Origin of the sequence: Bartonella fuyuanensis, assembly GCF_014197255.1 — a bacterium.
Classification (GTDB): Bacteria; Pseudomonadota; Alphaproteobacteria; order Rhizobiales; family Rhizobiaceae; genus Bartonella; species Bartonella fuyuanensis.
Genome location: NZ_JACIFE010000007.1, coordinates 25033 through 47812, shown reverse-complemented (window position 1 = coordinate 47812; position 22780 = coordinate 25033). Strand labels below are relative to the sequence as shown.

General features: G+C 36.4%; 15 protein-coding genes, 1 other RNA gene and 2 pseudogenes. 10 read left to right on the top strand and 8 right to left on the bottom strand.

Annotation, left to right across the window (positions count from 1 at the left end):
- Positions 1 to 51: 51 nt before the first annotated feature.
- From miaA to GGR08_RS04185, 6 genes are all read right to left on the bottom strand, one after another.
- On the bottom strand, positions 52 to 924 hold the full coding sequence (gene miaA, locus GGR08_RS04210) for a tRNA (adenosine(37)-N6)-dimethylallyltransferase MiaA (protein ID WP_183194137.1): 873 nt from the start codon (positions 922 to 924) through the stop codon (positions 52 to 54).
- Positions 925 to 1738: 814 nt separating this feature from the next.
- Entirely contained in the window at positions 1739 to 3265 is a 1527-nt protein-coding gene (locus tag GGR08_RS04205; RefSeq protein ID WP_183194136.1) for a Do family serine endopeptidase, read from the bottom strand.
- A gap of 149 nt (positions 3266 to 3414) precedes the next feature.
- Positions 3415 to 4353 (bottom strand): protease modulator HflC, encoded by a 939-nt coding sequence (gene hflC / locus GGR08_RS04200; RefSeq protein WP_183194135.1) that lies wholly within the window; start codon positions 4351 to 4353, stop codon positions 3415 to 3417.
- Between the two features lie 2 nt (positions 4354 to 4355).
- Positions 4356 to 5495 (bottom strand): FtsH protease activity modulator HflK, encoded by a 1140-nt coding sequence (hflK, locus tag GGR08_RS04195; RefSeq protein ID WP_183194156.1) that lies wholly within the window; start codon positions 5493 to 5495, stop codon positions 4356 to 4358.
- A 120-nt stretch (positions 5496 to 5615) separates the two neighbouring features.
- Positions 5616 to 6125: a dihydrofolate reductase gene (locus GGR08_RS04190; protein ID WP_183194134.1), complete on the bottom strand. Its 510-nt coding sequence runs from the start codon at positions 6123 to 6125 to the stop codon at positions 5616 to 5618.
- Positions 6122 to 6916: a thymidylate synthase gene (locus tag GGR08_RS04185; protein ID WP_183194155.1), complete on the bottom strand. Its 795-nt coding sequence runs from the start codon at positions 6914 to 6916 to the stop codon at positions 6122 to 6124. The genes GGR08_RS04190 and GGR08_RS04185 overlap by 4 nt, the downstream gene beginning before the upstream one ends.
- Before the next feature lie 221 nt (positions 6917 to 7137).
- Here GGR08_RS04185 and GGR08_RS04180 point away from each other — a divergent pair, with 221 nt between their 5' ends.
- Both GGR08_RS04180 and GGR08_RS08230 read left to right on the top strand, forming a co-directional pair.
- Entirely contained in the window at positions 7138 to 8442 is a 1305-nt protein-coding gene (locus GGR08_RS04180) for an MFS family transporter (RefSeq protein ID WP_183194154.1), read from the top strand.
- A gap of 934 nt (positions 8443 to 9376) precedes the next feature.
- Positions 9377 to 10540 (top strand): annotated as a pseudogene (locus GGR08_RS08230) (MFS transporter).
- A 77-nt stretch (positions 10541 to 10617) separates the two neighbouring features.
- Here the strand turns inward: GGR08_RS08230 and GGR08_RS04175 are convergent.
- A complete protein-coding gene (locus GGR08_RS04175; protein ID WP_183194133.1) occupies positions 10618 to 10923 on the bottom strand; it encodes a DUF2853 family protein in 306 nt (101 codons plus the stop codon).
- A gap of 95 nt (positions 10924 to 11018) precedes the next feature.
- On the opposite strand from GGR08_RS04175, the gene ssrA reads away from it, so the two are divergent.
- From ssrA to GGR08_RS04135, 8 genes and pseudogenes are all read left to right on the top strand, one after another.
- Positions 11019 to 11375: a transfer-messenger RNA gene (gene ssrA, locus GGR08_RS04170) on the top strand.
- Positions 11376 to 11554: 179 nt separating this feature from the next.
- The gene (locus GGR08_RS04165) at positions 11555 to 12100 is read left to right on the top strand and encodes an SspB family protein (RefSeq protein WP_183194132.1); all 546 of its coding nucleotides are present in this window, start codon (positions 11555 to 11557) and stop codon (positions 12098 to 12100) included.
- Between the two features lie 8 nt (positions 12101 to 12108).
- Positions 12109 to 12291 (top strand): DUF4169 family protein, encoded by a 183-nt coding sequence (locus GGR08_RS04160; RefSeq protein ID WP_183194131.1) that lies wholly within the window; start codon positions 12109 to 12111, stop codon positions 12289 to 12291.
- 10 nt (positions 12292 to 12301) lie between these two features.
- The gene (locus GGR08_RS04155; RefSeq protein WP_183194130.1) at positions 12302 to 12553 is read left to right on the top strand and encodes a ribbon-helix-helix domain-containing protein; all 252 of its coding nucleotides are present in this window, start codon (positions 12302 to 12304) and stop codon (positions 12551 to 12553) included.
- A gap of 112 nt (positions 12554 to 12665) precedes the next feature.
- Positions 12666 to 15046, top strand: a pseudogene (locus GGR08_RS04150) (ATP-dependent helicase).
- A 726-nt stretch (positions 15047 to 15772) separates the two neighbouring features.
- The gene (locus GGR08_RS04145) at positions 15773 to 16354 is read left to right on the top strand and encodes an SCO family protein (protein ID WP_183194129.1); all 582 of its coding nucleotides are present in this window, start codon (positions 15773 to 15775) and stop codon (positions 16352 to 16354) included.
- 26 nt (positions 16355 to 16380) lie between these two features.
- The gene (locus GGR08_RS04140) at positions 16381 to 17250 is read left to right on the top strand and encodes a 50S ribosomal protein L11 methyltransferase (protein ID WP_183194128.1); all 870 of its coding nucleotides are present in this window, start codon (positions 16381 to 16383) and stop codon (positions 17248 to 17250) included.
- A 17-nt stretch (positions 17251 to 17267) separates the two neighbouring features.
- Entirely contained in the window at positions 17268 to 19094 is a 1827-nt protein-coding gene (locus tag GGR08_RS04135; protein WP_183194127.1) for an aminopeptidase P family protein, read from the top strand.
- A 1452-nt stretch (positions 19095 to 20546) separates the two neighbouring features.
- Here GGR08_RS04135 and ligA read toward each other — a convergent pair.
- Positions 20547 to 22706 (bottom strand): NAD-dependent DNA ligase LigA, encoded by a 2160-nt coding sequence (gene ligA, locus GGR08_RS04130; protein ID WP_183194126.1) that lies wholly within the window; start codon positions 22704 to 22706, stop codon positions 20547 to 20549.
- Positions 22707 to 22780 lie beyond the last annotated feature (74 nt).

Below are 22780 nucleotides of genomic sequence, written 5' to 3'. Positions count from 1 at the left end.
CCTTTACGAACTATCTTTGGCAATTACTTCTATAAAGCTCAAGCTTTTTCATCAAGAAATACGCAGCCATTCTTCATCAAATTGATTACGAAACCAGGTCATTTGTCTTTTTGCATATCTCCTTGTTTCTGTTTTTACCGCTTCAAGAGCGCTCTCAAAGCTTCTATATCCATCCAAATAAGCCATAAATTCAGGTATACCTATAGCCTTCATTGCTGGTAACGAAGGAGAAAGCATAAGATTCTTCATGGCCACCACCTCTTCTAAAGCCCCTTTCTCAATCATTGAATTTAAGCGTTTATGAATGCGTTCATAAAGCAAAGGACGTGGTGGCATAAGAAGAATTTTCTCGACGAAATTCGACACAACGAGAGGCGTTGTCTTTTGCTTCTGCCACCAACTGAGCTTCTTACCGGTTGCATCATAAACTTCCAAAGCACGTACAATACGTTGTTTATCTTGTGAAGAAATTTTTTTAGCAACAACAGCATCAATCTGCAACAACTGGCAATAAAGACTTTCAGATCCCTCTTTATTAAGCCGTAAACGCCATTTTTGCCGCACAACATCTGGAACATGAGGAATTTCCGAAATCCCCTCCAAAAGAGCGCGAAAATAAAGTCCTGTTCCACCAACAAAAATAACTGATCTTAAAGAAAAAGTAGCCAATAGTTTCTTTACATCACACAACCATTGCCCTACTGAATAATTCAAAGTAGGACTTACATGACCATAAAGATAATGTGGAACAACCTCAATATCAGCCTCTCTTGGCCGTGCCGTTAAAACATTCAAAACATCATAAACCTGCATTGAGTCGGTATTAATAATGAGAGCATTTTTTTCTCGAGCCATTTGCAAGGCAAGTTCTGATTTCCCACTTGCTGTTGGCCCTGCTATCAATGTAATTGTTTTGCGTGTCATGAATAGCAATTCCTATCAATCAGTAACTTATTGCAACATGCATGACTGCCTCTAAAGCTCCTATAATGTCTATACCATTATCATAGAATAAACACTTTAAGCAAAAATACCCACATGAATTCCCCTTAAGATAAAAAAATTCTAAGAAATGAATTTAAAAACAACATCAAAAGAATTTCAAAACATTTTTCACTACCATTATTTACAATAATAACACTGAGTTTAACCTATACAATCAAACAGCTTTATTTTTTATAACTATTTTTTTATCCACCACTAAAGAAAGTTATAAATATATAAACTACTGAATATAATACGATTTTTCTCCAAGATGATTTTTTCAAACTGAAGTGAAAAAACATTATCTATAGGATAGAAAATATAACCACAAAATACTAAAAGCCCTATCGGACAAAACATTATTTATAATAACGTTTTACAATTTGAATAAGAATTCTCAAGATCATATAATTTTTTATTTTCCCCTTCTAATAAAGCATCATATCAACATCATTTACTTATCTACATCATCAGCAGAGATAAAAAGCAACTTAAGAAAGACGTGCAAAGATCTCTTACGCAGCATTTCAAAGTTTAAACTATCATAATATTGAAAACTAGCAAGATACTATGACGGTGCCAACTTGTACTTTTGTTTAACATAAAGATATAAGGATTCCCAATGGATTTTATGTTACACAAGCCACACTTTCCATCGTGAAATAAACTTGAGAAATACGAAATATTATGTGCCTGACTTAAATACTTCATATCCCAAATCTGATAAAAAAATACAAAATTAATTTTTCAAAAATCAATCCATTAGAATCGTGACGAACCGTAATTCTCCATCTGGTCGCGCTACGATGAAGAGAGCATTTTTGCGTCCAGATTCACGTAATTTATGAATACGTTTTTTGGCTTCATTAATTGTTGTAACAGAACTCTGATTGAGGTCAATAATCACTTCACCAACGCGAATACGCTTTTTATCCGCTGCGCTATTTTGTGCAACAGATGTCACCACTAATCCTCGAAGCTTATCTGAAATCGAATAGTGATGACGCAAATCTTCTGTCAGTTCAGATAACGTCATTCCCAGAAATTGCACTGTCATGCTTTCCGACAGATCATTGTTTTTTTTATTATTAATTTCCTCTTCTGTCTCTTCATTTGCATCTGTTTCAATCAAACGTCCAAGCTTAACTTCTACTGTTTTTTCTTGCCCATTCCGTAAAACAGTAATATTCACCACTTTTCCTTCTGAACTCTCTGCAACTAAACGCGGCAAATCACGTGCATGTTTAATTTTAGAGTTCCCAAAGGAAAGAATAACATCGCCAGTTTGCAACTGGCTATTATCGACATTATTTCCTTCTTCCTGTTCTATTTTACCAGCAACCAATGCTCCGACAGCATTGTCCAATTTTAAACTTTTTGCAATATCCTCTGTCACCGGCTGAATGCGAATCGCCAACCAACCACGCCTTACTTCTCCAAAGTCACGTAATTGATTAATAACAGAAAGAGCCATATCTGATGGAATCGCAAACCCAATACCTATAGACCCTCCAGAAGGAGAAACAATTGCTGTATTAATGCCAATGACTTCACCATTTCTATCAAATAACGGACCACCAGAATTGCCTCGATTAATCGCTGCATCTGTTTGAATAAAATTATCATAGGGACCAGCATTAAGATCACGGTTACGAGCAGAAATAATACCAACTGTCACACTTCCACCAAAACCATAAGGATTGCCAATAGCCATAACCCAATCACCAATACGCACTCTTTCTGAATCACCAAAACGCACAGCTTTTAATTTCTTACTTCCCGCATCAACTTGAAGCAACGCTAAATCAGTTTTGCTATCCTTTCCAAGGAGTTTTGCCTTTAATTTCGTACCATCCGTAAAATTAATTTCAATATCATCCGCATCAGCGATAACATGATAATTTGTAACAATAATCCCTTTTTGCGCATCAATCACAAAACCAGACCCCAAAAAACGCACTTTTTGAAATTGACTATCTTTTTGGCCGTCCTTAGGTGTAAAAAAATCACTAAAATATTCCTCCAACAATGAATCTTTTGGGATAATAGGTATCGAAGTATTTTCATCCTGCTCTGTTCCTTCAACAGTCTGTGCAGTAGAAATATTCACAACCGTCTCCAAAAGCTCAGAAGCTAAATCAGGAATCGAAAGCAACACCTTGCTTGTCTCTGCGCCCCAAGACAAACTCATTGATCTTGATAGAAAAAAAATCACACAAAAAATAACTCTTGGAAGAAAAGACTTCAAGAACGTATTTTTACCCACAATACTTCTATCCATGACATGCCTTTAACCAAAGCCGTAGAGAGTATTACTCAATTTATTATTCTGCGAAATCAGCCTAGATGAACACTCTCTTATATTCATCATAAAAATAAACAGCTATAGAGCATACTTTTCATACAAAATAGTGCCCTCAACACATTGTTTCATTTATCCTCTACCAACTTTAAATCAGTTTTGCTTAAATTAGGGCTCATTGCTGATGAAAGTTTTCTCTTTGTTTGCAGAGAATTTCGAAAATAAAAAAAGAAATCCTCATTTGGCGAAAGGATCATTGGAATTTTTTCTAAATTCTTATACTGTTCCATCGCTAACCAAAAATCATAAAAAGAGGGATTAGCTTCTCGTGCATTTAATAAAATGCGAATACTTTCAGCTTGTCCTTCGCCTCGAGTAATTTCAGCATCACGCTTTGCAGCTGCCACAATTTCTTCATATTCACGATTTGCTTCTGCCACAATACGATCTCGCTCTTGTTGACCACGCGCCCGAATATTTTCCGCAACAGCTTCCCGTTCAGCAGCCATTTGCCGATAAACATCTTCTGAAACAGCATCAGTTAAATCAGTCTTTCGAATACGCACATCAACAATAGTAATACCCAACGAACCTGCATCTATAGAAAATTGCCGTTGTACCTCAGCCATCATAGCACCTCGTTCATCTGATAAGGCTGCTTTAAATTCTCGCTTACCATAAACAGCACGCAAAGCATCAATAAAACGCGGTGCAAGATTTTCACGTGCTGCAATCTGGGGACGCCCTGAAGCAATCCGCTGTAAAAATAATTTAGGATCCGTAATACGATAAATAAAGAACGCATCCACTTCATAATAAGCACCACCACGAACCTGCACAGATTGCGTAGGAACATCGTAACGCAACAATCGATTATCCACCACAATCATCTTATCCACAAAGGGCATTTTTAAATAAATTCCAGGATTAGACTCTACCTTAACAATTTGCCCAAAACGCTTAATTGCCACTTGTTGACGAGGATAAACAATAAAAAGTGACATCCATAAAATGATCAAAAGGATCATTATACTACTAAAAATAAACAAAAAACGAAACTGCTGCATGATTAGCGTCCTCCAGAAATATGAGAATCCAAAAGCGATGCAGAACGTGCTGACGGTGTTTTTACTTTTTCTGATAAATTGTCGCGCAGCAATTCGTTCAGCGAAAGATAAGGCACCGCTGGAGAATTAATTTGATCGAGAACCAATTTATTTGATGAAGAGAAGATCCGCCCCATCGTCTCCATGTAAAGACGATAACGTGCAGCCTCTGGTGAAATTGCAGCCTCACGTGCTATAGTTTGAAAACGTTCAGCACGCCCACGTGCTTCTTCAACCATTTGTGCTTTTTCACCTTTTGCAATTTCCCGTGTACGCGAAGCTTCACCATTTGCTAAACCAATTTTTGTAAAACGCACACGATTTCCTTCTTCAATCATTCGTCCACGTTCCTGCTCTGCCTGCTGAACAGAATTAAACGCAGCAGCAACCTTAGTAGGAGGAGCCGCCTCACTGATTGACACACGGCTTATTTCAACACCAAGTTGATATTTATCTACAGTTAACTGAGTAATTTTTCTCACATCGTTAGCAACCTCTTCCTTTTTATCGCGTAAAACATCATCAACAGGTCTTGAACCAATAACTTCTCGCATTGCACTTTCAGCAACTTGACGAACTGTTCCTTCTTGATCACTCACATTGAATAAAAATTGTCCTGGATGTGAAATGCGATAGTAAACAGAAAAATTCACATTAACAATATTTTGATCACTAGACAGCATCAAACCTTCACTTTGCTGTCTCTGCCCAGGCTGCCCACCAATTGCAATTGTTTTTTCAGTTAAAGGCACTTTCATATAGGTCTCAATTGGCCAAAAATGAAAATGCAACCCATCACCGATAATTTCCGCCTTAGGCACACCGAAACGCAATTCTACCGCTTGCTCATTTTGTTGGACAATATAAAGTGACTGATAGAGCAAAAAACACACAGCAAGCAGGAGTAACAAAACAATCCCCCCCCCTCGATTAAATTGTTTAAACTGATCCTGACCTTTACGCAAAATATCATTAAGATTGGAACCATTTTCGCCACCATTATTGCCACCAGAACCGAAAAGACTCTTAGCTGATGTTTTTTTGTCACCACTGTTTTTATCACCACTCCACGGGCCACCACCATTTTGATTTGTCCAGGGCATCATCACCTCTTTAACTACTTACCATTCATCAAATACTAATCATTCACTTAAATCTTATAAGAGTTCTTCTTAATTTCATTACTATACAACTGACAAATTTCTTCCACTTCATTACAAAAATTATTTTCGCTCATAAACAACAAAACGTGTCGGATGACTATCTTTATCTCCTTTTGGAATATCTTGTGTTTGCACAATAGTCCAATTTTCTTTATCAAAAACAGGAAAAAAACTATCACCTTCTATAGAAACTAAAACTTCTGTAAGGAATATTTTATCAGCCATATGCAACCCTTGTTGAAAAATTTCGCCACCACCAATAATAAAAATTTCCTTTACATCATTTTGAGAAGCAATGCTTGTGGCAAAAGAACAAGCTTGTGGCAAAGAATGAGCAATCACAGCCTCTTCAGCACTGAAAGTACGATCACGCGTAATGACGATATTTGTACGCCCTGGTAAAGGTTTTTTAAGAGAATCCCAAGTTTTTCGCCCCATAATAATGGGCTTACCTAACGTCAAAACTTTAAAGCGTTGCAAATCTGTCGATAAGTGCCAAGGCATGGCACCTTCACGACCGATAATACCATTTTCTGCAACAGCAGCAATTAAACAAATAGAAATTGTCATATCGCCACCGGCGCTTTAATATGGGGTTGTGCTTCATAATTAAGCAATTCAAAATCCTCAAATTGAAAAGAAAAAAGATCTGTTACCGCTGGATTTATACGCATACACGGTAAAGCATTTGGTATCCGAGACAATTGATATTTTGCCTGCTCAAAATGATTAGAATAAAGATGAGCGTCTCCTAGAGTATGAATAAAATCACCGACTTTAAGGCCGCTTACTTGCGCAATCATCATCGTTAACAATGCGTAAGATGCAATATTGAATGGAACACCTAAAAAAATATCCGCCGAACGCTGATAAAGCTGACAGGATAATTTGCCTTCAGCAATGTAAAATTGAAAAAGACAATGGCATGGAGGCAAAGCCATTTCCTCTATTAATGCAGGATTCCAAGCGGATACAATCAAGCGACGAGAATCTGGCGTTTCCTTAATCATCATTAAAAGATTATTAATTTGATCAATATAGCGCCCATCAGGAGCAGGCCAAGAACGCCACTGATAACCATAAACAGGACCAAGATCTCCCTTTTCATCAGCCCATTCATCCCAAATTGATACGCCATGCTTTTTTAACCATGCAATATTTGTATCGCCTTTAAGAAACCATAAAAGCTCATAAATAATTGAACGTAGATGTAGTTTCTTTGTTGTCAACAATGGAAATCCCGCTTGTAAATCAAAACGCATCTGATATCCAAAAATGGATCGCGTCCCAACACCCGTGCGATCTTTACGATCAATACCCTGATTTAAAACATGGGATAAAAGAGCTAAATATAGTTTCATATGGCTATTATGTCCGATTCTTCTCATTATAGAAAATAAAAACTGTAAAATTTGTACAAACATAATATAAATCTTTTTCTGAAAACATCTTACACAAGAAATTATCGTGATCTGACTAAAATTTTGATGCAAAAGATAAAAGACTGTAGACAGCCTCTTAAGAAAAGAACATAGAGAAATAATGAACAAAAATGGATGAACATGAAATGAAGGGATCGACTATGGAAAAACAAGAATCTTTAGCACCGCATGATACAAAAAAGCGTATCTGGGCTATTGTAGCCAGCGCATCAGGTAATTTAGTAGAATGGTATGACTTTTATGTTTATTCTTTTACATCCATTTATTTTGCATCGCAATTTTTTCCCTCAGATGGCGATGTCGTACAGCTTTTAAAGGCTGCTGGTATATTTGCCATTGGTTTTCTTATGCGTCCAATCGGCGGTTGGCTCTTTGGTTTCATTGCTGACCGTTATGGACGTAAACGCTCAATGCTTATTTCTGTTTTTATGATGTGTGGTGGTTCTTTCTTAATCGCTATACTTCCTACTTATGAAACGATTGGAATGACAGCGGCAATTCTTTTACTTTTACTCCGAATGCTTCAAGGACTTTCTGTCGGTGGTGAATATGGTACTACAGCAACTTATATGAGTGAAATTGCCCTCAAAAACCGCCGCGGTTTTTTTAGCTCTTTTCAATATACCACGTTGATTGGTGGGCAACTTCTAGCCAGTCTTGTTGTCCTTATTTTAGCACTTTATCTCACAGAAGATCAAATAAAAGCGTGGGGTTGGCGTATTCCATTTGCCATTGGTGGTCTAGGAGCAATTGTCGCAATTTACCTCCGCCGTTCTCTTCATGAAACGACAACCAAGGAAAGCCGTTCTAAAAAACAAGCTGGTAGTCTTTTAGAGCTGCTACGCAATCACAGGAAAGCTTTTTTTCTAGTTGTTGGCTTTACCGCTGGGGGATCGCTCACATTTTACACTTATACGACTTATATGCAAAAGTATCTACACACAACTACCGGATTTGATAAACATACAGCCGTAACTATAATGACTGCTGCGCTCTTTGTTTTCATGTTACTTCAACCTGCATTTGGTTTTATGGCTGATAAGATTGGAACAAGAACTTCACTCCTTATTTGGAGTGTTTTAGCCATTATCTTTACAGTTCCTGGACTTAATGTGATTGGTAGCACTAATGAAACATGGATTGCTCTATCAGTCATTATTGGCATGCTATGCATTATGAGCTTTTATACATCCATCTCTGGCATTGTAAAAGCAGAAATGTTTCCCGCTTCAGTGCGAGCAATCGGTGTTGGACTCTCTTATGCTATTGCTAATGCGCTGTTTGGCGGTTCTGCTGAATACGTAGCGCTTGGCTTAAAAAACCTTGGGTACGAATCTGTCTTCTATTTTTATATAACCGGCATGATGATTATTGCATTAATTGCAGTTCTCTTAATGCCTGACGCCCGAAAAGAGGGATATTTACAAGGAGACGATATTCATTAGCTTTTGATATAAAAAAGCCCAGAATACTGGGCTTTTTTATAGATATTCTATGAAAACTTAAAGCTCACAATTTTTTATTCCCTCAAATACGCTAAAAGAAGAAATTTTCTCGCCTGCATATGCTGCTTATAAAAATAAACGTCTTCACATTATTATGAATAAACACTTATTTTGCTGGATTTACTTCGCTGACAATAAGAATTTGTTTATTTTAAGCCTCCCATTTTTAATCAAAATCGAAGTAAAATAATTATCTTTCAAGAAATTTTATCAATAATTAAAGATTATACATCTCCTCCTACTTTTATTTAAAAGTTCTTAATGAGTTCCTCGATAAAACAAAACCACTTCATGAAAAACAGACAATACCATTATGCATTATGTTATGAGTTCGCTCAATTTCTTAAGAAATATTTCTCAATGCATCCAAGTTCATTTCACAACAGCACTCATGAATGACATAACGTAAAACTGCGTAAAGAAAAAACATGATACAGCACTGCCTTTAGACTTAATAAAAGTGCAAACTGCTATCATTATACTATTGCCTTGCTGCTTAATGCTGTGCTCCTCTTGACACTTATAAGATTGTTCATAAAAGTATTTTTATGCACACACTAACCTCACATGTCATATACAACCCCATCATTTTACGAAACAACATTAAAGAGGATCATATCTTTATAAAATACTCTCAGACGCAGATAATTCATAATAAAACAAAAAACAATATTTCCTGAAAAATAGCCCAAAGCCGATGATTTACGCAATATAACAATAGTATGAGTTCAAAATAGCTTTGATGACTCTAAAGAAAATCTTTATAACAATGTTTCTCTAAAAAGCTATTATGATAGCGTTTTTATTTTTTATAATGCACATTGTAAACAACTTTAAAGAGAAGAAAAATTATAAATCTAAAGAGAAAATAGTCCTGAAATGCCAAATAAATTTAGCTCCACATGTTACAAGGAAACGTATTTTTGCTATCATATCTAATGCATCAGGCAATCTGGTAAAATGGTATGACTTTTATGCTTACTCCTTTGCATCGATTTATTTTATCTTCCAATTTTTTTGAAGATGATGATGCAATTACACCACTATTAAAAATAGCAGGTGTATTTTTATTGGTTTTCTTATATGCCCTATTGGAGCTTGATTTTTAGAATTTGTCGGCCAATCGTTATGAACATAAACATTCAATGCTTGTATCCATTTTTAGAATGTGTAGTGGCTTTTTTTCATCACCATACTTTCTACCGATGAAACCTTGGAAATAACATCAGCAATCTTTTTACTTTTAGATAGAGTCTGTAAAAACTTTCAGCGGATGATAAATCTGGGATAGGAACCACTTACATGAGCGAAATTGTCCTTACAAAAAGCATTACGAGCTTTTTGCTTTTTTCCAATCTACTATCTTTATTACAGGTCAACTTCTTGCCAGTTTAATTATATTTATTCTAGCATCACACACAAAACCCTTTGGGATGATTGCTTATTTGCGTCAGAAAGATCACTCAACATTTTACCCCTGTATAAAACTTAGCATCTCATCTACAGAAATTTCTGATCACAATCATCGAATTTGATAACCATACCGTAACAACAATCATCACTGCTGCACTGTTTATTTTTATACTATTCCAATCCATAGCTGATATTATAACCAATAAAATTGGAACTAAAACTTTACGTAACCATTTGAAAGATACTGTCTGCTATCTTTACATTTCCTGGGCTCAGCATCATTGGTCACACCCTCGATAACACCCCATCTAGTACATGGATTACCTTATCCGTTATTATTGGACTGCTCTGTATGTATGAGCATGTATACATCCCATCTCTGTTGTCGTAAAATCAGCGATGTTTCCCCCTTCAAACCGCGCATTAGGCGATAGCCTTTCTCACGCTATTGGCAATACCTTATTTGGTGGTTCTACTGCATACGTCGCACTGGAATTAAAAAACTGAAAATGAATCACTCTTTTATTTTCACGTAATCCGCGTGATGATTATGGCATTCATTGTGCTTCTTTTTGTCCCGAATATGCATCAAGGAGAATACCTCAAAAACAATGAAAAACATTAACCTTTTTTACAAATGGAAAAGCCCAACAAATTGGGCTTTTTTATCATTACTGGATAAAAGTTCCATTTCAAAATTATCTAAATTTTATGAAGCGCATTTAATTGTTTAGTAACCAAATAATAAAAAGTCAGACGACTTTTTCTACGCACTCCAGACATCATCTCAGAAACTTTTGAAACAGCCATTTTAGCACTTTGTTCATCAGCTCCCAAAACATCTTGCACCCATTTTTCAACACGTTCTAACTCTTTTGGATCTGATGTAGAAACAAGCGCTGCATCCTGCTTTTTCATCACCAAAGCTAAACGATGGCTAAGTCGTTCTACTGCTGCTTCATCAGGGTTTGAATCATATATTTTAATATCTGCTAGATTATTCGTCATTTTACATCATCTCCTCTCCAAAAATAAGCGGCCTATACTTTACAGCCGCATCCTATAGCTCCATAAATACTTAGAGGATTAAAAATATTAACAACCCCCTTTTCCTGGAGCTGTTCTTCATCTATATTCAAATGGCTGGCTTATCAGCTATGGTAATAAATAGACGGTGAAATAAACTTATTGGACCCGGGGGCAGTACCCGGCGCCTCCACCAAAATATAAGAAGCCAAAATTATATTTTTCTGGGGGCGAAATAGGATCGACAAAGGTGTAAAGATCGCTCTTTTACTCGGCATTGTACCACCGTTATCGGGCTAAAAGAGTAGTTGCAAATGACAACTATGCGGAAGCACGTCTCGCCGCTTAAAGTGGTGTGAATGTTTCAACTTAAGTCTTAAACCGTCGCAGGTTTAAGCGGGGTTCGAAGGCACCTGGCAACAGAAGCCTTCACTTTTAAAAATGTTATTGATTGATCTTTCAGACATTATCAGACATTATTTACTAAAGTTTCGTGTTTTTTCGATTCATTGAGGTGCATCATAGACAATATATTGCTAGTTTTGAAACACATTCTATTACACAACATCAATACGACCTATTCTGTTACCTGAAATAAAAGGAATAAACTTCAATGGTTAAAGATCAAATCCGTTACGATATTCTCGTTCAGGATGCGCTTCGTGGGGTTATCCGTAAAGTTTTATCGGAAGTTGCCAAAGCAGGTCTTCCGGGAAGTCATCATTTTTTTATAACTTTTTTGACAAATGCCCCAAGCGTTAAAATTTCGCCCCGGCTTAAAAATCGCTATCCTGAGCAAATGACAATCGTCTTACAACATCAGTTTAGAGATCTCAATGTTTCAGAAACAGCCTTCGAAGTAACCCTCTCTTTCAGGGAAATAACCGAGAAACTTGTGATTCCCTTTACTTCCATTCAGGTATTTTATGATCCTGTAGCAGCATTTGAAGCAGCATTTGATCTGCCCTCAAATCTTACTTCTGGAGAAAGTGAGAGCTCAGAAAATACCTCATCTACGCCCATTACTCTATCAAACAAACAAAAAAAAGAAAATATGCTCGCAAAAGAACAAAATCTCAGTCCCAATAAAGAACCTTCAAATAACGATACAAAACAAAGTGCTGATATTGTCTCTTTAGATTCTTTTCGGAAAAAATAAACGCTCTCATGGCTGAACCAATTAACTTTCGTCGATTTCAAAAACAAAAAAAGCGTGCAGAAAAAGCTCTTCACGCTGAGCAAAATCGTTATCGTTTTGGACGAACAAAAACAGAAAGACTTTTTGAGCAACAAAAATCTTTAAAAATGCAAAAATTTCTTGATCAAAATCGTTTACGAAACGACGAATAAAGGTGGAAAAATGCACGAAAATAATACTATAGACTGGTCAAAAGTCATTCCACGAAAGATATCTGTTCGTGTTGATGGACACCCAACAAGCGTCTCTTTAGAACCACCATTTTTAGACATTCTAAAAGATATAGCTCGAAAAAAAGGGCAATCTTTAGCCTTTATTATCACTGATATTGATAGCAAAAGACCCCAACAAGTAAATCTTTCGGCCTCATTACGCATTTATGCCCTTCAAAGTATTCTCTCTCAACGTCTTTAAGACTTGCTTTTGTTTTAATCTATCTTTCATTCAATAAAGATTTGTTATAGCTTTTAAAAGAAAAGTTTTTTAATCTGGAACTTCAATAAAAAAAGATTACAAAAAAGGTATAATGAATAATTTTTCCGGTCACATACCTTTCTTTGAAGAAAATACTCCACCAGCCCATGATAAGGAGAGGTCTGGGTTTTCTACCTGTGCTCTAAAAGAACAAAAAACATATAAAACAGATTATTTAAAACAGCTCAATCCAGAACAGCAACAAGCTGTTATGAATATCGAAGGACCTCTTTTAGTTCTTGCAGGTGCTGGTACTGGAAAAACACGCGTTTTAACAACCCGGATTTCTCATATTTTACGCTCTGGATTTGCCTCTCCTCAGCAAATACTTTCTGTTACCTTTACCAATAAAGCAGTAAGTGAAATGAAAATACGTATTAGTGAACTTATTGGTGATGTTGTTGAGGAAATGCCTTGGCTTGGAACATTTCATTCCACTGGTGCTAAAATTTTACGCCGTCACGCAGAGCTTGTTGATTTAAAAAAGAACTTTACAATTCTCGATAGCGATGATGTTCTTCGACTTTTAAAACAGCTTATTGAAGCTGAGGAATTAGATGATAAACGTTGGCCTGCACGAAACCTTGCAAGGATAATTGATTCTTGGAAAAATCAAGGACTTTCACCAGAACATATCTCAAATAGTGATGCTCATTCTTTTGGTAACGGCATGGGGCGCAAACTTTATCGTCGTTATCAAAATCGACTAAAAGATCTTAATGCCTGTGATTTTGGTGATCTTCTGCTTCACTCTATCTCTATCTTCCAACATAATCCAGATATTCTTCGCGAATATCATTCTCAATTTCGCTATATTCTTGTTGACGAATATCAAGATACAAATACAGCACAATATCTTTGGCTCCGCCTTTTGGCACAACGTCCTCAAGATCAACATATTAATCTTTGTTGTGTTGGTGATGATGATCAATCTATTTATGGATGGCGTGGTGCAAAAGTCGAGAACATATTACGTTTTGAAAAAGATTTTCCTTCTGCCAAAATTATTCGTCTAGAACGCAACTATCGCTCAACATCTCATATTCTTAAAGCCGCCTCCCATCTTATTGCTCATAATGAAGAACGACTGGGAAAAGTTCTTTTTTCTGCTCAAATAAAGGGTGAAGAAGAAAAAGTAAAAATTCATTCAGCATGGGATTCACAAGGAGAAGCACGGGCAATCGGAGAAGAAATCCAACGTGCACTACGAACCGGTCATGCATTAAATCATATGGCTATATTAGTACGAGCGTCATTTCAAATGCGGGAATTTGAAGATCGCTTTGTAATACTCGGTCTTAACTACCGCGTCATTGGTAGCCCTCGTTTTTATGAGCGAATGGAAATACGTGATGCCATGGCTTATTTACGCGTTGTTACCCAACCAGCTGATGATTTGGCTTTTGAACGTATTATCAATACACCTAAACGCGGCATAGGAGATACAACTTTGCGCATTCTTTATGAGAGTGCACGTGCACGTTCTGTTCCTCTTTTTTCTGCTGCTGCTGACATCATTGAAACAAATGAGTTAAAACCTAAGACACGAAGTGCTTTACGAAGCCTTATTGAAAACTTTCGCCGCTGGCAAAATATGCTTCCAAATACTCCCCACAGAGAGCTTGCCGAAATTATCCTTGATGATTCTGGTTACACAAACATGTGGATAGAAGATCGCTCACCAGAAGCTCCGACACGACTAGAAAATCTTAAAGAAATGATCCGTTCCATGGAACAATTTGAAAATCTTCAGAGCTTTTTAGAACATGTTGCACTTGTTATGGAAGCAGAAAATAACGAAAATATGGATGCCATCAATATTATGACACTTCATTCAGCCAAAGGACTTGAATTTGAAACAGTTTTTCTTCCAGGTTGGGAAGAAGGACTCTTTCCCCATCAGCGCTCATTAGATGAAGGTGGGCGTTCAGGATTAGAAGAAGAACGGCGTCTTGCTTATGTAGGACTTACAAGAGCGAAAAAATATCTGCATATATGGTTTGTATCCAACCGCAGAGTACACGGACTTTGGCAATCTGCTATTCCCTCCCGTTTCCTAGATGAACTGCCAGCAGAACATATAGAAACCATAGCAATGAAAACATCTTATGGCGGTTATGGAAAATCTCCCTTTTAATATCAAGATTCCTTGCATAACCGACTATGCAACACCAAGATAAAAGCGTACATAGACAAATAAGAATATTGAATAGAAAGTTATCATTCAATCAACCTCTCATGCCTCATCAGATTTTCTGTCAATAGATTTTTCTGTCAATGACCGATTTTTTCACAAGAAAATTTGTTATAATCATATTACAGCAATAAACGATCATAAAAGCCGAAGAAAAGCGTGTCTTAGATAACTATTTTGTAAACAAAGCTTCACGAACAACAAACCATGAGGTGTTTTCAAGAGATCATTTTATTTGATTATAAATGTCATTTCCATTTGCCAATAAAAGCTTCGATGGGAAGTTTTGCATACCAAATAATACGTTATGAATTTTATCAAGCAGCTAATCCCATCGCCATATCTAACCAAGAGGCACTCTATCGCATTGTTGGGCAAATGTATCTGTAACCGTTTTGCCGAGACCTTAACATAATCGTATAAGGCATAAAATCTTTCGCTATAGCAGCATTTGTTCCAATAACTGTCTCATACCCAACGCTTACTCCTGATATAAACTGCTCTATACCATCTACACATCATATCCAATAATAACATGCTTTTTACAACTCCTTTCATGAAAAGAATGATCTAGCGCCATATAACGAAAATATTCGTTTGGATGATAAGTTATTTTATGCGTTGAAACACAATCCATGAAATAAAACAACAACAACCAATATCGATATAAATGCCTCACTGTTACATTCTAAATGAAAAACCTTCAACCATTCCCTCATGCAAAACCATCCACTTATTAATTTCCACATAGCATCTCAATTTACAACCATACTGCCAAGCTTTTGTATGGATATATGCTTCACTTTTATGGAATTGAAGACTGTTTCCAAGATTCATTATTGCGTTTCATCAATAGATACAGCAAAACATACCAACCAAGCCAATAAAAACAATTGTGAAACAAATATTGCAAAAAAAAACAGCCAATGGTAGAGTTTTTTTGATACTTTTTAAAGAGATAACCTATGAAAAATGTAATCCGTATTTTAGGGCTAACAGTTATCTTTCTCACAGGGGTTTTTATTTATGATATATTTATAAATAAGCCTTTAGGTGATAGCTTTACTCTCATCAATTCAAATGGAGAAACTGTTACCGACGTTGATGTTCGAAGCAAACCTTCAATAATTTTTTTCGGATTCACCATGTGTCCTGAAAGCTGTCCTACCACACTAATCAATATTGATCGGTGGCTCACGGCCCTTGGGCCTGAAGCTGATAAATTAGGAAAATGGTTTGTGACTGTTGATCCTGAACGTGATACCCCAGAAGTGCTTCATGAATATCTCAATAATTTCATGAATAAAATTGTTGGCATTAGTGGAAATCCTGAAGAAGTTCATAAAATGGTCAATTCTTTCAACATCGTTGCTGAAAAAGTGCCTGGAGAAGATGGAAACTACACTTATAATCATACAGCAGCAATTTTTTTACTCAAAAAAGGTGGAAAATTAGCAGGCGTCATCCCTTATGACACAAAAGAAAGCGATAGTGAATTAAAAGATGAAATCGCCATTGAACGACTAAAAAAACTTATCTCAAACTAAACAGTCGATCAAAAGTAAAGAACAGCATGTCGCAGCAAATTCGCCTTTATTATAGTGCTTTTAAAAGTGAGGTAGAGCAGTTTTATACCCTTCTAGAAACAGCTTTTGACGAAGAAGGATATCCTCTTGCTCTCATAGAGATAGATGAAAAGAATTCTATATATGAACTTTCACTTTATGTTGATCAAGACAATCAAAAGAGCGCAATGAAACGTTTTGCAAGTGTTCTTTCTATAGATTCTGATAAAATTAATATAGAAGTTTTACCCAATATTGATTGGGTACAAAAAAGTCTAGAAGGACTAAAACCAGTCCATGCAGGTCCTTTTTTTCTTCATGGAAGTCACAACCGAAACACCATTCCAGAAAATGTTCTCCCTATTGAAATTGAAGCAAATCAAGCTTTTGGTACAGGACATCATGAAACAACAACCTGTTGTTTAGAAATGATAGCCAAAGTAATGCAAAATGAAAATCTACACAATGCCCTTGATCTTGGAACTGGCAGTGGAATTTTAGCCATTGGCATAGCAATGCTCAAGCCCATTCCTATTCTCGCATCTGATATTGATCCCATAGCTATTCAAGTCGCACAACATAATATTGAGCTTAATGGCGTAAAAGAGTATGTTACAGCTATTACAGCAACAGGTTTTAGCCATGAGCAAATTGCAATACGTAGCCCTTTTGATCTCATTGTTGCTAATATTCTTGCCAATCCTCTCATCGAACTTGCGCAAGAAGTAGTAAAAGCGCTTCAAAAAGGGGGATCACTTATACTCTCTGGAATTCTTGAAGAACAACACACCCGTGTTTTGGATACTTATATAAAACAAGGACTCAAACATATCGAAACATACCACCAACAAGGATGGGTTACGATACATCTGAAATAAAAGAAAAGGATATCGTTATGTATCAATCTTTTGAGGCGACAATAAATCCCTCTCATGCTGCAGAACGCATTACCTCCCTTCGTAAAGAATTTGACCACCTTGGACTAGATGGTTTTCTTGTGCCACGTGCAGATGAACATCAAGGAGAATATGTCGCCCCTCATGCTCAACGTCTTAGCTGGATAACCGGCTTTACTGGATCAGCTGGGATTGCATTAATTTTAAAAAACAAAGCCATTATATTCACAGACGGGCGCTACAAGCTACAAGTTCGCCAACAAACTGATTCTCATATTTTCGAGTACGAAGATCTAATAACCTGTCCCCCTTCACAATGGCTTGAAACAAATGGGAAAAATCTTTCTATTGGCTTTGATCCATGGCTTCACACCATTGCGAACACCGATACATTGAGAAACGCATTAGAAATTAAAGCAGGTGGAAAACTTGTAGCAATTCACTCCAATCCCATCGACCTTATCTGGCATGATCAACCACAATTACCACAAGCCCCCATATCAATTCACCCATTCAAATATGCTGGGTGCAATACAGATGAAAAACTCAAATTGATTTGCAAAGATATACAAAAAGTCAATGCAGATGCCTTTATTTTTACAGATCCCTCCTCTATTGCGTGGACATTTAATATACGGGGCAATGATGTTTCCAATACGCCTTTTCCCCTTTGTTTTGCTCTCATTCCCATCCAAGAAACACCAGCCTTATTCATTGACAACAAAAAACTTGGTAAAGAACAAAAAAAATATCTGGAATGTTATGCAAAATTATATGAACCAGAACAACTTCTTTCAAAAATCAAAGAATATCTACAGAAGGGAACAGCTTTTGCCTTAGATCCACAATTAACATGCGAAAAATTACGTACTATTATTGAAGAAGAAAATAGCTCTTTCATCACACTTACTGACCCTGCCGCTCTGCCACGTGCTATTAAGAATGACACAGAGCTTAATGGAGCGCGAAAAGCGCATCTGCGCGATGGTGTTGCTCTAACCCGTTTTTTTTCTTGGTTAGATAAACAAAGACCAGGTACAATAAGTGAAATTTCCGCTGCTCAAAAATTAGAAGAATTTCGCATAAGTACAGCAAAAAAAATGGGGGAAAAACTTGAAGATCTGTCTTTTGATACAATCTCAGCTGCAGGGAAAAATGGCGCTATCGTTCATTATCGAGTAACAACACAAACAAATAAAAAACTCAATGCTGCTGAACTTTACCTTATTGATTCAGGAGGACAATATCGTGATGGCACAACAGATGTCACACGCACAGTTGCGATTGGGAATATTGGAAAAGAAGAAAAACGCTGTTTTACTCTCGTTCTCAAAAGTATGATTGCTCTTGCAACCGCTTGCTTTCCAAAAGGAACACGCGGACAAGATATTGATGCTCTTGCACGCATCACCTTATGGAAAGCTGGCTTTGATTATGCCCATGGTACAGGTCATGGTGTTGGATCTTATCTTTCTGTTCATGAAGGACCACAAAATATTTCCCGCAACGGATGCCAAGAACTCATCCCCGGTATGATTCTTTCAAACGAACCAGGTTATTATCGCAAAGACGCTTTTGGCATTCGTCTTGAAAATTTGATGATTGTGAAGCCAGCACAAAAAATTGATGGTGGAGATATAGAAATGCTCTCGTTTGAAACACTCACACATTGCCCCATTGATCGACGATTAATCCTTCCAGAGCTTTTGACATTGCAAGAAAAACAATGGATCAATGATTACCATGCGCATGTTTATCAAATCAATGCACCTTACTTAAACGAAGACGATAAAAAGTGGGTAAAAGAAGCAACGATGCCTCTATAAATTAAGCAACCTATAACTTTTACTTTCTACAAAAAACAGCACTTTTTTTAAAGAAAAATATGTAGTTGCATCAAGAAATACAAAAAATATTTCAAATCTTTTTGCTGGGATAGTAAACACTGATCTAGGTGAAATAAAGTAGAATGCACTACACGTGGTTATACTTATATTAACGACTACAATTAGCTTATTATAACATTTTTATTCTTAATTTTACCTTTTTAGTTTAAACTCAAAATTTATGCATATTGCCTTGCAATAGTAATCTATATCTTTTTAATTTTTGAACTATTTCCAATAACAGTGGCCCCATAATAACACATATTGATATAACTAAATAGAATCAGCTAGAAAAGAGGGATTAAGTTATTAGAATTTAAAAGAAGTAGGATAATAATTACATCATGTTAAAAGATTTTTCTTTATTTGCAATATTAAACAGTTTAGTATTATTTTCCGAGTATATTTCCTGGAAAATAATTGCATGACAACATAAATAATCTCTGTTTATTACTACAAAATGAGCATATATGGCGTAGATTTTATATAGCTATTACAATGCGTATCATCTTATTCTGTTCCTTACACTTTTATTCAGATATTATATTGGAAATTTTGTACTGAAAAAAGCTTCTGGATTTAAATCAATTTCTATTTCTGCGTTTTCCAAAAGTTGAGTAATTACTCTAAACGGGTACGATGAACTTTATAAAAAGTATGTGAATGAACAGTATCATTATGAGTTGTACAATCAACGTTTAGAAAATGCAAAGGCATATGTGAAATCGAAGAAGTATGGTATATATCATATTCTATATATTGCAGAATATTTATAATGAAGGTTTTCCAGCGCTAAATCTATCTACCTACGTATAGACGCTACACTCTAAATATAATTGGAAAGAAAGCGATTTCATTTGGGAAAAATTTTGTTATAAACTCTACAGATCCAATATTAAAGTACGCTCAAATACTGTTTGATTATGAAATTTTCTCATGCTAAATTCTAGCTCTAATAAATGAGATTTCTTAGGCTAAAAAATTGGAGAGCAATGAAGATAATCAAGAAGAGAATTACGATGCTAGATGCATTAAGGAATACTCGAAATTTTGTCATGAAATTAGGCATGTGTACTACATAATGATGTCTGACAAATATAGATAAAATCATGATATATGTCTGAAACACTATCGCTATCTATTATATATAATGAGCAATAATCTTTTATGGATTAAACACACCAATAATAAACACCTAAACAGTCATATCTTTTATTTTCTTTATATGAAAACTTTCATTATATCACCATTCTGAAGAACAATATTTTCCAATACTAAAAATAATGATAAGACTCCTTAAGAGCTATATATTAACTTTTAGTATCAGGAAATTACTCTCGATAAAGCATGACAATTACGCATAAATTATCGCTCTTGAAGGGGATTTAATCCTTAAATATTATACCCCTCAATCAATCGCATCCAAGCCTCTTCATCGATAACCTCAACACCTAGTTCTTCTGCTTTAGTCAATTTTGATCCTGCTCCAAGTCCTGCAACAAGAATATCTGTTTTTTTAGAAAGTGAACCCGACGTTTTGGCCCCTAATCGCTCTGCCAATCCTTTTGCTTCATCGCGTGACATATGGACCAAAGTTCCTGTAAAAACAATGATTTTCTCCGCTATTGGTGAAGAAGCTGGAATGATAGGCACTTCATCAAGAGGTGTTACTTCTCCAAGCAAAACAGACAAAACCTCACGATTATGCGCTTCTTGATAAAAATCAACAATAGCGCTCCCAACCTGTGGTCCAATTCCTTCGATATTGGTAATCTCCATCCAAGCTTCATTGCCTTTTTCATTTGCTTTATCGGATGGCATAATTGCTTCCATAGCTGCCGTTTGAAAAGCTGCATAATTTTGATAAGCACGTGCGAGGCGACGTGCATTCACCTCTCCAACATGCCGAATCCCCAATGCAAACAAAAAACGGCTTAAAGGAATTTCGCGGCGTGCATTAATGGCATCATATAGTTTCCGAACTGAAACAGTACCAAAACCTTCCATATTTTCTAAACGTATCAAAGATTTTTCTTGGCGCTTTTGCAAAGTAAAAATATCAGCTGGTGTATGAATACAAAGTGCCTCATCTTGAACATGGAAAAAAAACTCTACCTGTTTTTTACCTAAACCCTCAATATCAAAGGCATTGCGTGACACAAAATGACGAATACGCTCAATCGCCTGTGCAGGACAAATAAGTCCTCCAGTACAGCGACGCACTGCTTCTCCTATTTCACGAACAGCATGACTCCCACAAGCTGGGCAAAAATGAGGAAAAATAAAAATAGCAGCATCTTTCGAACGTTTTTCCGAAACAATATCAACAACTTGAGGAATTACATCACCAGCACGTTGTATAATCACTGTATCGCCTATACGAATATCACGCCCCTCACGAATGGGTTCCCCTTTATGGCCAATTCCTTTAATATAATCCTCATTATGCAAACTGGCATTGGTAACGATCACACCACCAACAGTGATAGGAGCAAGACGTGCAACAGGGGTTAATGCTCCAGTGCGTCCCACTTGAATGTCAATAGCTTCTAAAAATGCCATAGCCTTTTCGGCTGGAAATTTATGTGCTATTGCCCAACGCGGTGAACGAGAAATAAACCCCAAGCGCTTTTGGAGCATCAAATCATTAACCTTATAAACAATTCCATCAATATCATAGCTTAAAGAAGGACGACATTCTTCGATATTACGATAATAGGAAATAATTTCTTCTACCGTCTTAAAAACTTTTGTTAATGGATTGATAATAAAGCCATACTTTTTTAGCTTTTTTATCATCTCTATATGACTTTGTGCAAATACTTCACTCACCTCACCACAAGCATAAGCAAAAAATTGAAGCTTTCGGCTAGCAGTTATCCGTGAATCTAGTTGACGAAGTGAACCAGCCGCTGCATTTCTAGGATTGGCAAAAATTAACTTACCCTGTTCTTGTTGGTTGATATTAAGTGCTTGGAAATCCTCCCTCCCCATATAAACTTCACCGCGAACCTCAATGACATCAGGAAAATCACCTTGCAAAACTTTTGGAATATCAGCAATTGTTCGGGCATTTGCCGTCACATTTTCACCAACAGTTCCGTCCCCACGCGTTACTGCACGCACAAGTCGCCCCTTTTCGTAGCACAAAGACAAAGATAAACCATCAATTTTTGGCTCCGCTGCTATTTCCAACACTTGTGTTTCTGGAAGCCGTAAAAAACGACGAATACGTTCAACAAATTCAGTGACATCTTCAAAGCTAAAGGCATTATCAAGTGAAAGCATAGGCTGTACATGAACAGATTTTTCAAACTTTTCAGAAACCGGTGCTCCAATTTTATGTGAAGGAGAATCAACACGAATAAGCTCTGGAAAAAGAGCTTCAATGTCTGCATTACGGCGGCGCAAAGCATCATATTCTGCATCAGAAATTTCAGGCTGATTTTCACAATTATAAAGCATATCATGACGTGCAATCTCTTTTGCCAACCACTCTAATTCACTTTCTGCTTCAAGAGCAGTGAGATTTTTAATTCCGTCTTTGTTCATAAAATCTATTCCAAATGATGAGCTACTACTATAAGAATCTCCAAGCTTTCTTATAAAATAAATACAAGCTTTCC